The sequence below is a fragment of the Ruegeria sp. F12 genome (assembly GCF_056533885.1).
On the sequence record NZ_JBQFOV010000014.1, the window covers coordinates 113,580 to 124,248 of the forward strand.

At 57.2% G+C, this 10,669-nt stretch carries 13 protein-coding genes and 1 riboswitch; of the genes, 7 read left to right on the forward strand and 6 right to left on the reverse strand.

Annotated elements, in window-relative coordinates:
* Positions 1-20 precede the first annotated feature (20 nt).
* A complete protein-coding gene (locus ACR0CA_RS17315; RefSeq protein WP_480900367.1) occupies positions 21-2,120 on the reverse strand; it encodes a heavy metal translocating P-type ATPase in 2,100 nt (699 codons plus the stop codon).
* A 27-nt stretch (positions 2,121-2,147) separates the two neighbouring features.
* On the opposite strand from ACR0CA_RS17315, the gene ACR0CA_RS17320 reads away from it, so the two are divergent.
* Together ACR0CA_RS17320 and ACR0CA_RS17325 are read left to right on the forward strand one after the other, a co-directional pair.
* The gene (locus tag ACR0CA_RS17320; RefSeq protein ID WP_480900369.1) at positions 2,148-2,351 is read left to right on the forward strand and encodes a hypothetical protein; all 204 of its coding nucleotides are present in this window, start codon (positions 2,148-2,150) and stop codon (positions 2,349-2,351) included.
* A gap of 191 nt (positions 2,352-2,542) precedes the next feature.
* A complete protein-coding gene (locus tag ACR0CA_RS17325; protein ID WP_050605691.1) occupies positions 2,543-2,815 on the forward strand; it encodes a hypothetical protein in 273 nt (90 codons plus the stop codon).
* Between the two features lie 41 nt (positions 2,816-2,856).
* On the opposite strand, the gene ACR0CA_RS17330 is transcribed toward ACR0CA_RS17325, so the two are convergent.
* A complete protein-coding gene (locus ACR0CA_RS17330; protein ID WP_170602103.1) occupies positions 2,857-3,519 on the reverse strand; it encodes a L,D-transpeptidase in 663 nt (220 codons plus the stop codon).
* Positions 3,520-3,734: 215 nt separating this feature from the next.
* Positions 3,735-3,947, forward strand: a riboswitch (cobalamin riboswitch).
* A gap of 76 nt (positions 3,948-4,023) precedes the next feature.
* On the opposite strand from ACR0CA_RS17330, the gene ACR0CA_RS17335 reads away from it, so the two are divergent.
* On the forward strand, positions 4,024-4,707 hold the full coding sequence (locus ACR0CA_RS17335) for an energy-coupling factor ABC transporter permease (protein WP_050605693.1): 684 nt from the start codon (positions 4,024-4,026) through the stop codon (positions 4,705-4,707).
* Between the two features lie 104 nt (positions 4,708-4,811).
* Here ACR0CA_RS17335 and ACR0CA_RS17340 read toward each other — a convergent pair whose 3' ends face one another.
* Positions 4,812-5,600: a transglutaminase-like cysteine peptidase gene (locus ACR0CA_RS17340; RefSeq protein ID WP_254705416.1), complete on the reverse strand. Its 789-nt coding sequence runs from the start codon at positions 5,598-5,600 to the stop codon at positions 4,812-4,814.
* Positions 5,601-5,781: 181 nt separating this feature from the next.
* Positions 5,782-6,201 carry a MerR family transcriptional regulator gene (locus ACR0CA_RS17345; RefSeq protein WP_152460747.1) on the reverse strand — a complete coding sequence of 140 codons (420 nt, stop codon included), beginning with the start codon at positions 6,199-6,201 and terminating at the stop codon, positions 5,782-5,784.
* 145 nt (positions 6,202-6,346) lie between these two features.
* Here ACR0CA_RS17345 and ACR0CA_RS17350 point away from each other — a divergent pair, with 145 nt between their 5' ends.
* Positions 6,347-6,670: a hypothetical protein gene (locus ACR0CA_RS17350; RefSeq protein ID WP_152460748.1), complete on the forward strand. Its 324-nt coding sequence runs from the start codon at positions 6,347-6,349 to the stop codon at positions 6,668-6,670.
* Positions 6,671-6,674: 4 nt separating this feature from the next.
* Positions 6,675-6,893: a GDCCVxC domain-containing (seleno)protein gene (locus tag ACR0CA_RS17355; protein WP_152460749.1), complete on the forward strand. Its 219-nt coding sequence runs from the start codon at positions 6,675-6,677 to the stop codon at positions 6,891-6,893.
* 211 nt (positions 6,894-7,104) lie between these two features.
* On the opposite strand, the gene ACR0CA_RS17360 is transcribed toward ACR0CA_RS17355, so the two are convergent.
* Together ACR0CA_RS17360 and ACR0CA_RS17365 are read right to left on the reverse strand one after the other, a co-directional pair.
* Positions 7,105-7,581 carry a DUF411 domain-containing protein gene (locus tag ACR0CA_RS17360; RefSeq protein ID WP_152460750.1) on the reverse strand — a complete coding sequence of 159 codons (477 nt, stop codon included), beginning with the start codon at positions 7,579-7,581 and terminating at the stop codon, positions 7,105-7,107.
* 283 nt (positions 7,582-7,864) lie between these two features.
* On the reverse strand, positions 7,865-8,278 hold the full coding sequence (locus ACR0CA_RS17365) for a heavy metal-responsive transcriptional regulator (protein WP_152460751.1): 414 nt from the start codon (positions 8,276-8,278) through the stop codon (positions 7,865-7,867).
* Between the two features lie 89 nt (positions 8,279-8,367).
* Between ACR0CA_RS17365 and ACR0CA_RS17370 the strand changes: the two genes are divergently transcribed.
* Positions 8,368-9,396, forward strand: a complete 1,029-nt coding sequence (locus ACR0CA_RS17370; RefSeq protein WP_152460752.1) for a lysylphosphatidylglycerol synthase domain-containing protein — start codon at positions 8,368-8,370, stop codon at positions 9,394-9,396.
* Positions 9,383-10,633, forward strand: a complete 1,251-nt coding sequence (locus ACR0CA_RS17375; RefSeq protein WP_152460753.1) for an MFS transporter — start codon at positions 9,383-9,385, stop codon at positions 10,631-10,633. The genes ACR0CA_RS17370 and ACR0CA_RS17375 overlap by 14 nt, the downstream gene beginning before the upstream one ends.
* The last annotated feature ends 36 nt before the right edge of the window (positions 10,634-10,669 follow it).

The following is a 10,669-nucleotide window of genomic DNA, read 5'->3' on the forward strand; positions in this document are numbered from 1 at the left end:
CTGGAGTCCGGCTTTCGCTCTTATGTGGTCGCAGCGCCTATTCCCTGCGAGCCAAGGGTATTTGCCTTAGTCTGGGCGGTATGATCTTCCGGAGCTTTCAGAAGCCGTAAGGCATTGGCCACGACCAGCAAGGACACTCCGACATCAGCAGCGATTGCACCCCACATGGATGCCAAACCAAAACCCGTGAGAGTGACAAACAATGCTTTGGTCGCAAGTGAGAAGCCGATGTTCTGACGGATGATCGACATGGTTCGACGTGAATGGTCGATCAGCCAGGGTACTTTACCGATGTCGTCGGTCATCAGAGCAATGTCTGCGGTCTCAATCGCAGCATCGGACCCAACTGCACCCATCGCAACTGCATAATGTGCCCGAGCCATCGCAGGCGCGTCGTTGACGCCATCGCCGATCATCGCAACCATCTCGTGCTGTTCTGCCAGTTCCTCAATCGCAGCGACTTTGTCCTCCGGCAGAAGTTGGGCCCGGACTTCGTCGATACCGACTTCGGCTGCTACCGCTCTCGCGGTTTGTTCGTTGTCACCAGTCAGCATGATGATTGACTTCACGCCCTGCGCGTGAAGCCGGGCAACGATGCTTCGGGCTTCGGGGCGAATGCGGTCCCGCAGCTCAAGCAAACCGGTGACTCCGTTCTCATCCCCGACAACCACAAGTGTGCTTCCCGCGCTCTCGATTTGGTTGCGCAATTCGGCAGGGATGGACGCGCCAAAGCCTTTCTCTACAGCGAAGCGGTCAGAGCCAAGCCAGATATCTCCGCGCTCGGTGCGGCCTTCAAGACCCCGACCGGGAACGGTTCGGATGTCTTCAGCCGCAGATATCGAAATGTCGGTCTGTTCTGCCTTGGTCAAAATGGCGCGGGCCAGCGGGTGTGAAGACCGAACCTCGAGGCTGGCACCGCTCGCCAACAGCTCCTGCTCGGATGCGTCGCCCAGCGGATACACATTGGCAACTTCAGGCTCTCCCATGGTGATCGTGCCGGTCTTGTCCATGGCCAGTGCGGTGGTACGCCCGGGGGCCTCGATATATGCGCCGCCCTTAATCAGAACCCCAGCCCGGGCCGAAGCGGTCAAAGCCGCAACGATGGAAACCGGTGTGGAAATGACGAGCGCACAGGGGCAGGCGATAACCAGAAGAACAAGTGCATTGTAAAACCAGAAGCCCCACGATGCGCCAAATGCAAGCGGTGGGATCAGGGCGATGGCCACTGCAACGACCATAACGATGGGCGTATAGATCCGCGCAAATTTTGTAACCCACTGCTCAACCGGCGCACGGCGAGCATGAGCATCACCGACCATCCGGATGATCTTGGCAAGCACGGTATCGGACGCTGTTTTCGTCGCACGAATTTTGAGGGTGCCTTCACCATTGATTGTGCCGGCATAGACCTCATCACCCAGCTCTTTGGGAACCAGCGCGCTTTCACCTGTGATTGGAGCCTGGTCAACGGCACCGGCCCCTTCGATGACTTCGCCGTCAAGTGGAATGCGATCCCCACCCCGAACGATGAAGCTGTCACCGACAAAGACATCCGCCGCCGGGACCGTTGCCTCGGAACCGTCAGCACGAACCAGCCGAACCGTCGGGGGGGCCAGATCAAGCAGCGCGGATACTGCGTTGCGAGCCCGTCCGACACTCCAGCTTTCCAGATAAAGAGAAAGCGAAAAGAAAAATGCTACAGTTGCCGCTTCAAAAAACTCGCCCAGAGCGATGGCACCAGCGACGGCAACAACCATCAGAAGGTTCATATCCGGCGAAAGTCGACGCGCCGAATACCAGGCCTTAGGGGCCACCAGCCAGACGCCAAACAAGATCGCGACTGCGAACAAAGCTGCCTCGGCTAATGGCATCGGAACCTCACCATGTCCCGAGAACAGCCCAAGCGCACCGCCCATGCCGGTTTCGAAAATGTGCCAGCCAAAACCCGCTGCCCAAAACCCTCCGCTGAGCGCGGTGAACCGCCGCTGACGTGCAATATGCGCCGCCTGATCCTGCGCGGCATTTCCGTCATCCCAAGAATTGGCGGTCATACCGGTGCTGGCAACCAGCAGCATGACATCTTCGTCAGAAAGCTTGGCAGCACTTTCAAGAAGCGTCATTCGACCGTTGATGACATCAAAAGCGAGATGCTCTTCACCACCAACTTTCGGGCCGATAACCCGGTTCAGGATCGCAACCTCTTCGGCGCAATCGAGGCCAGAGACCTGAAAGCTTCTGCCACCTTCGGGAATCGGACCGGCGGGCGCGATGTCACCACACCCGCTACTGCCGCACGCGTTGTGACCTTGTCTATTTTCGTGGTCATGGTCGTGGTTGTGGGTATCGGATGACATAGTTAGACCTCAAGAATCTCTGCGGTCCTTTGCAAATAGTTCCTACAGCAACTAGAGCTTCAATACCTTTTTCAATTTTTTTCAATCCGGTTCGTTGCCCGCGATATTGATGCTTCATTCCTTCTTGCGGGCCGGTCGCGTGGATGCAATTTAGTCGCAGAAGACGTAATAAATTTTGGAACAAGTCAATGCAGAAACGGATCGCAATTACCATCACGTTAGTCTCGATTACTGCCGGTTGCTCAGCCCAGTTCACAGGGGGCAAAAGCAAAGCATTCGAACCAGGTAACCTGCCGGATTCAGTTGTTGCGCTGGCAGAACCGGGGCAAGATCTGGCCACAGCGCGCCTTATGCCAGAAGATAACTGCTTTTGGTATGAGCACAGCGGACCTGTCGAGACGACGCTGGTTCCACTGCGCGCAACGAATGGCGCCCCGATCTGCGCTGCGCGTGACGCCTGATAAAAAAGAGGGCAGCGACATCCACCTGCGCTGCCCAAAATTTATGAGCGGGCTGTGACGCTATCTTCGGCCGAGTATAAGTATGCGGTCGAGCCGATTTTTACATGTGGGTAGAGATCATTGATATGGGCCATGATCATTCTAACACATCCAGAACTTGCGCGACCACCGATGCTTCTGGGCTGAGGTGTACCGTGGATTCTGAGATAAGTATCTCGATCCCCAACGTATAGATAAAGGGCTCGAGAGCCGAGAGCATTACTTGGCCCGGGTTCCATGCCATCCCGGAATTCCGCGTATTCGGGGTTGAGCTCGATCATTGAAGCCGTTGGCGTCCAATGTGGCCATTCGACCTTGCGCCGGATAGCATAGGTACCGGGCTCGTAAAGGTTCCCACGCGCGATCGCTACGCCATAGCGCATTGCTGTGCCGCCTTCCTCGATATGGTAAAGATAGCGCGCGACGGCATCGACATGGATGTCACCGGGAACCAAACCATCATTTGCTACGACACGTCGTGGTAAAAAACGGTCATGAACGCCCCATGGATTTGAGGTCGCTGGATCGTAGTCAAATGGCGTGACCTGGCTGTCCCAATAGGTCTTTTGCGACGAGGTTGGCCATGTTTTGGCGATCAATGGACTGGCCGCAGACGCCGAGAATAGCGCTGTGGTTGATTGAATGAAATGGCGCCGTGTCAGCATAAGTCTCGTCCTGGTTCACAAGTGTAATGTGGTTGCATCGCATTTTTGCGATCAAATTCGAGTCTTAAAGCCTCTAGCAGCTAGAGCTTCAAGAGGTTTCAGGTAACGCTTGGTTTACCTAATGGACCATGTCGCCGGTTGCGTGAATCCTGCATCGGTCGAGTCTACTTCGGACTAGGTCGCAAAGACATTTGACAGAAACGAAGCCGCCATTGTAGCGGTGAATTGTTTTCGGTTCCTGATGGCGGAAGCCAAAAGGATTAAAAGGGAATACGGTTCGGTGTTTTCAATGGCGCCAATTCCGTAACTGCCCCCGCAACTGTGAGCGGAGAGCGATGCCAAGACACCACTGGTTCGTAATGGAACCGGGAAGGTTGGCGGAGCGAGCACCCGCGAGTCAGGAGACCTGCCGTAAAGCGCCGGGCTATGCCCAGACTGAACCTGTCGGCCTTACGGTCGATTCAACCTGACAAGCCGCCGGGTGAGGCGGTAGGGAGAAAGAACATGCATATCGAACCGGGCATCGTGAATGGTGCCAAAATCGCGCTTTCCTATGTTACCGCCGCAGGTGCGGCTACTTACGCAGCGAAAGAAACGTTTTCCACATTGCGTGCGAATGGACCTGCATCTTTTGCTATGCGCTCGGTGCTCGCCACCGTTGGGGTTTTCCTTTTCTTCGAAGTCCTGCCGCATTTCCCGGTTGGTGTCTCTGAAGTCCACTTCATCCTGGGGTCGACGCTGTTTCTGCTTCTCGGTGCTGCACCCGCGGCTTTTGGATTGGCAGCTGGTCTCCTGATTCAGGGTGTTTTTTTTGCCCCGTTCGATCTTCCGCAGTACTTCATCAACCTGACCACTCTGCTGGTGCCGCTATTTGCGCTACAAGCACTGGCCAGCCGCATCATCGCTCCCGGCACAGCATATGTTGACCTCAAATATGGCCAAGCTCTTGCGCTGAGTGCGACGTATCAGGGAGGAGTAGTCGCATGGGTTGGGTTCTGGGCCTTCTACGGCCAGGGTTTCGGCGCAGAAACCATGGCTTCGGTTCTATCCTTTGGCGGTGCTTATATGCTGGTAATCGTCATTGAGCCGATTGCTGATCTGGCAGTGCTTGCGGCAGCCAAGGCGATGCGCGGTTTGAACAGTACAGGTCTGGTGACTCCGCGTTTGTACAACGCTGCGAAAGCTTGACCAAAGTTTGAAGCGGTGTCCTAAAATTGGGTTGCCGCGAAAAAACCGGTAGTCGCAGCTCCAAAGATTATTGTGGCGCGTCTCGAGGGCGCGCCACATTGTTTTTAGCCACTAAAAACCTGTACCCAACGATCAGGGTGAATCGGGTCCTGTATTCGTAGGAAAAGATACCTCGTTTCCTTCCACGTTTTGATCCTGTTGGTAACATTGTCCAGAACCAAATCGCCTTCACTCGAGCGATAGACTAGAACAGCATGGCCATTGCGATTGGTGTCCAAGACAGTCGCAATTAGTAGCTTCGTAGGATCCAAACCATTCTGCACAAGTTCAAACTTCTTTTGCAAAGCGAAGTCTTCGCAATCTCCTGACCCTTGCGTCGGCAGTGTCCAGTATTCTTTTGTCCCATATTGGCTTTGATCCGAAACTGCTCGGATTCTCCGATTGACGCGCGTGTTGATCGTTTTAACGATCTGATTTTCTTTTGCCACGGACAGACCAGAGCTACGAGCGCTCGCGCACGCCCACGAGTAGTCTTTGCACAGTGATTTGGCACCGGATGGCGCTCCAATCTTTTTGTCAAGACCGATCGAGGGAAGCTCAGAGGCTTGCAATGTAGCGGCAGACACAAAAAAGCTGCATATAAAACAGACCATTGGGAGATAACCCAGCAGGTTTTTCGATAACACTCCCTGAACTAAAGTGGGATTTGTCATATCTGCCTTCTCCATGCTCGTTCCTCTAAAGTATCCAAACTTCCCCGGCCAATGTGTTTTATTCCAAGCCTTCATGTGCTTGGGGAATTGCAACAGCTTCTTAGCCTCTAGGGGTAAAGCGGCAAAAATTTGCAGATTCTTTGGTATTTCTTCCTTAGTTGACAGCATCAGAGCATCCACGCCATCACCAGCCCGGCATAGCTAACAGAGCGAATTAGAGGGTAAGCTGATCGCAATTCTCTCATTCAACAATAATACAACAGAGATCGGCCGTCATCGCTGAGGGTTACGGAATACCGGGACAATGAAGCCGCTCCTCCGCAAGCTGAGATAGCCAGTTTCGGTTTTCCAGGCGCTGCAATTAGTGGCCGCTAATGACATCTTTGACGAAAGGCTCGTTGAGCAACGCCGTTAGCAGGGGGCATGAGGCCGCACCCTCGGTGCAGGTCTGCACAAGTTCTGCCAGTGCTTGCTCCAACCGTTGGAGGGCGGCGATTTTTGACCTGACGTTGTCGAGATGTCTTGTTGCAACGTATTCGACGTCACGACAAGCTTGCTCGGGCGCTTTGGACAATTCGCGAAGTGCGCATGCATCCTGAATGGTAAAGCCAAGATCGCGGCAGCGTTTGATGAATCTGAGCTCGGAGATTTCCCGTTCCGTGTATGCGCGGCGTCCCGAGGCGGTTCGACCGGCTTTCTCGACTATGCCTTCCCGTTCGTAATAGCGGATCGTCTCGACCGACAGACCGATCAATCTCGCCGCTTCGCCAATCGCAATCATGTGATGACCTTTCCCTTGAACCTGTAGCTACTACAGGATGCATGTTGTCGGTCATGATGTCGAATTTCACAAACCGCGCGAAGCAAGAATCGAGGAAGTCGAACCGGCTTCCGTTCGAGTTCGTCAAAGCCGGAGAAAGCTGACCATGAGCAAGTTTGTTGGCGCGAGTTTTATTGGATCGTTTACCGCACTTGGCGTTGCGACCTGCTGCATCTTGCCGATGGCCTTGATTTTACTTGGCTTGGGAGGGAGCTGGCTGGCCGTATTCGGCAAGATCGCCGCCGCGAGTTATTACGTGCTCGGCGGTTCGACGGCCCTGCTGTTTCTCTCTGGCATCGTCGCGTATCGCCGTGGTTCGCTCGACCGCCTCAAATGGTGGCTGACAGGCAGTTTTGCGTTGACGGCCATCGCTTGGGTTATCGTGCTCAACGAAATCCGAATAAATGATTTCCTGATAACCTTGATGTGACGCCATGAGTGAAAAGCGCCCGAACCTTGTCAGCACGATCATCTGCCCGGAATGTGGACATTCAAGGCCTGAAACGATGCCAACAGACGCGTGCCAGTGGTTCTACGAATGCACATCTTGCGGAAAAGTCCTGAAGCCACTTCCCGGCGATTGCTGCGTCTACTGTTCCTACGGATCGGCTCCATGCCCGCCAATTCAGGCGGGCTACAAATGCTGCGGTTGATACGGCGGCCGGGATGTCGGTTTTGTCCGCAAAGCCGGTCATCAGGCTTTGCGGACGCGGGTATTTTTTCACCGTAAGCTGGAACTTGCCCGGTAGGACAAGGCAGGCGTGAAGTCACGGATCAACTGGTTTGCCGTGAAGAATGTCACGTAAACCGGGCAGAAGAAGCGAGCGCCGCGTTTTTCAGGATCTTGCCAGCGCCATCGGAACTTCATGCGGCCGGGTATCTGGCGAACACCTCTGTGGTTCCATCCTTGCGGATCAGGAAGACGTCAAAAGCTTCGCGTTCGCTTTCCGGCCCCATGCCTGGCGAGCCGAAAGGCATTCCCGGAACCGACAGTCCGACGGCATCCGGGTGTTCGCCCAGCAGGCGCCGAATGTCAGCGGGCGGGACGTGTCCTTCGATCATGTAGCCCTCCACGCGGCCCGTGTGGCATGACATCATGCCCTCCGGAATCCCATTGGCAGTTTTGTAAGCGTTCAAGGCCTCCCAAGCACTGTTTTCCACGCCTACTTCAAAACCTTCCGCCCGCATGATTTTGATCCACGATCCGCAGCACCCGCAATTCGGATCCTTCAGGACATGGATTGAGGGACCGATTTTCGCTAAGGCGGGAAGCGCCGCGCTGCACGCAATTGCCGCGGCTCCTTGCATCAAGCGGCGGCGGCTCAGGTTATTCATTGTCATGTTCCCTCTTGGGTAAACTTGTTTTAAACCGATATAAAATCGCACCGGTAGGATTAAAGCTGGACCGCATTACAGGGCCGACTTGTCCGTCACCCTCCGATACTCATCAGATATGGCTTTCTGGGCGACGCAGGGATTTCTCACAATGATCTGACGCAAACTCTGCTCGGAAACGGAACCCTCGCTCTCCTTTTTTCGCTGCACCTGCCGCTCTGGGTCCTGCTTGGCAATAACCCGGTTCGCAAGCAACTCCGCTACCCTCCGTTCAAGGCCGGAATTGCGCCTATTTCTCACTGCTGCGTTCTATGGCACCCACGATCGAACAGTTCTGAATTCCACCACGCCCCGGACACGCCGCGATCAGCTCGTCCAGATTGTTCCTCAACCGTGCAAGCCCGTCGATCCGTTCCTGAATTTCGTCCCGCTTTTTGCGCGCTCTGGCCTGCATCGCGACGCACTCGGTATTTGGTGCCGTGCGCAACTCCAGAATTTCCGCGATTTCTGCCAGCGAAAATCCGAGCTTCTTAGCGCCGGATATGAATTTCAGCCGCCAAAGCGTGTCACCACCATAGTCCCGCGCGCCGCCGTCAATTGGGCGCGGCGGCTGAGTGACAAGGCCCTTCCTTTCATAAAATCGGATCGTCTCGACGCCTATCCCGGTCTCGCGCGCGGCCTGGCCGATCTTGAGTGGTTGCATCGCGGTCTCCCTCCGTCACCGTCATCTTGACACCGTATCATGATACGGAGGTTAAAACATTGGGGTCTTGGTGGTTGCGAGGATGTCAAATGCGGACCTTCCTGAAACGGTGGCTGCTGCCGATATTCGGCTCCGCCCTGGCGCTCTATCTGGTGTTTGCGCTCTACGGCAGCCTCGATTTTGCGCTGTTTCTGCAGGGCCTGCGCGGAGCCAACATGTTCTGGATCGCGATTCTTGCCGCCACCATCCTGCTGGAGCAGCTGATGAGCGGCTGGAAGTGGAGGCAGATCCTGTTCGACGTGAAACCGGTCGGCACCCTGCGGCTGACGGGGGCGCTACTGGCAGGTTATGGCGCAAATGTCCTTGTCCCGCTCGGCATCAGCCCGCTGGTCCGGGCCTGGCTGGTTGCCCGGCTCGACCGCCTGAAGATGGCGACCGTGCTTGCAACCGCGATCATCGCCCGGTTCCTCGACGGCGTCGTTTTCGCCCTTTTTGCCGGAGCGGTGGCCGCCGCCGGCCAGATTCCACAGATCGAGGGTGACCTGCGGCTGGGATTGAGCGTTGCGGGCCTGTTGAACCTGATGCTTTTCGGCAGCCTGCTTTGGGTTCTGTTCCGGTTCCGCGCGTCACTTCTCAGCGAGGACCCTCTGGTCTGCCGACTCTTCGACTGGGCTGCCGCCCGCATCGGGGCCGATGGCGCGTATCTGCGCACCGCGCTCGGTGAAGGGATCGTCTGGCCACAGGCACGGGCCCGCCGCATCGCCGCCATTGCCGCAGCCATTGCGGGTAAGCTGGTGGCGACAACCCATTTCCTGTGGGCCGGGCTGGCGGTTGGCGTGGTGCTGAGCGCGTGGGATTACCTGTTCTTGATGGTGTTTGCCGGGTTCGCCATGGTTCTGGGTCGTTTCGTGCGCATCCCGGCGAGCTTTGTCTTTGGGGCGGGGTTCGCGCTCAAGGTGCTTGGCGTTCCGGACGAAACCGCCCTTCTGATGATCCTGTTCAACTATGTGCTGACGATCCTTCTGGTGGTCGGGATCGGCCTGACGGTGTTGTGGCAGAGCGGCATCGACATCCGCCGCGCCCGGGCGGAGGCAGAGGCGGCGAATGGCAAGGCGTAATCCCGAAGACACGAGATTTTGGCGCATCGCCGGTGCTGGTGCGGTGTTTCAGGGCGGGTCGGCGGCGGTGGACAGCGCGACGGTGGTGGCCAGTCTGGTGCATATGCTGACCGGTAGCGCGCTGGCCGTGGGCTATGCCAGCACGGTCCTGCGTCTTGGCTGGCTGCTGCCCCAGTTCGCGGTGGGCTACCTCGCCGAGCGCACCGATCGGCGCATGCCGTTCTACGCCCTTGGTGCCTATGGGCGGGCGATCACGGTCGCGATGATCGGTATGCTTCTGTGGTGGGGGGCCGACTGGCCGCAGGTCGATTGGCCTCCGGTTCCGCTGGCGCTCGGGATGCTGGGGCTGTGGACAATCTACGCCTTTGTCAGCGGCGTGGTCGCGGTGCCCTACAACGACATCGTCGGCCGGGCGATCCCGTCCGAGCGCCGCAGCCGTATGTTGGCCTGGCGCTTTTTCGGCGGCGGTGTTCTGGCGGTTCTGGTGGCGGGCGTTCTGCGACTTGCGCTCGACGTGATGCTGCCGCTCAGGGCCTATGCGCTGATCTTCTGGCTCGGCGCGGTGCTGATGATCGTCTCTGCGACGCTTTTTGTCGCCGCGGGTGAGCCCGCTACCGCTGCAAGGGCGCCACGGGACCGCCCGGCCAATCTGTCTGGATTTCTGCGCGAAGGGGTCTCGACACTACAACAGGATCGCCGGTTCCGGCTGTTCCTGATCTTCCAATGGCTTGGCGCAGCGACGCTGATGGCGTTGCCGTTCTATGTCGTTGCCGCCAGCCGCAGCGGCCTCGGGGCGGCGGATGTCGGAACGCTGTTGGCGGCGCAGACCGTCGGCGCGCTGGCCTCGAATCCGGTCTGGGGCCGTATCGGCGACCGGATGGGCAAATTGCGCCTGCTGGGGATAGTGGCACTGGTGCGTCTCGGACCTCCGGTGCTGGTGTTGCTGCTTGTGGTCTCGAGTTCGGGGCTGACCGGTTTCGCGGCGCTGTTCTTCCTGATCGGCGTGATGATGAACGGGGTGACCATCGGCTATCTCGGCTACCTGCTGGAGATCTCGCCCGACGACCGCCGTCCGGCCTATTCCGCGTGGTTTAACAGCTTTGCGGCCCCGGCGGCGCTGGCGCCACTTGTGGGCGGCGTGGTGGTCAGCATAATCGCCATCGAAGCCGTGTTCATCGCTGCGATCCTGGCCGCGCTGGGTCAGGTCGTGATCGCGGCGCGGCTGTCCCAAGTTTGATATAGCACTTTGTTTCACCACGGTCGCACAATTCGC

Coding starts and splice junctions, on each gene's coding strand:
- ACR0CA_RS17315 (WP_480900367.1), bottom strand. CDS start 2,120: ATGACGCTTCTTGAAAGTGCTGCCAAGCTTTCTGACGAAGATGTCATG.
- ACR0CA_RS17320 (WP_480900369.1), top strand. CDS start 2,148: ATGCTCTTCACCACCAACTTTCGGGCCGATAACCCGGTTCAGGATCGC.
- ACR0CA_RS17325 (WP_050605691.1), top strand. CDS start 2,543: ATGCAGAAACGGATCGCAATTACCATCACGTTAGTCTCGATTACTGCC.
- ACR0CA_RS17330 (WP_170602103.1), bottom strand. CDS start 3,519: ATGCTGACACGGCGCCATTTCATTCAATCAACCACAGCGCTATTCTCG.
- ACR0CA_RS17335 (WP_050605693.1), top strand. CDS start 4,024: ATGCATATCGAACCGGGCATCGTGAATGGTGCCAAAATCGCGCTTTCC.
- ACR0CA_RS17345 (WP_152460747.1), bottom strand. CDS start 6,201: ATGATTGCGATTGGCGAAGCGGCGAGATTGATCGGTCTGTCGGTCGAG.
- ACR0CA_RS17350 (WP_152460748.1), top strand. CDS start 6,347: ATGAGCAAGTTTGTTGGCGCGAGTTTTATTGGATCGTTTACCGCACTT.
- ACR0CA_RS17355 (WP_152460749.1), top strand. CDS start 6,675: ATGAGTGAAAAGCGCCCGAACCTTGTCAGCACGATCATCTGCCCGGAA.
- ACR0CA_RS17360 (WP_152460750.1), bottom strand. CDS start 7,581: ATGACAATGAATAACCTGAGCCGCCGCCGCTTGATGCAAGGAGCCGCG.
- ACR0CA_RS17365 (WP_152460751.1), bottom strand. CDS start 8,278: ATGCAACCACTCAAGATCGGCCAGGCCGCGCGCGAGACCGGGATAGGC.
- ACR0CA_RS17370 (WP_152460752.1), top strand. CDS start 8,368: ATGCGGACCTTCCTGAAACGGTGGCTGCTGCCGATATTCGGCTCCGCC.
- ACR0CA_RS17375 (WP_152460753.1), top strand. CDS start 9,383: ATGGCAAGGCGTAATCCCGAAGACACGAGATTTTGGCGCATCGCCGGT.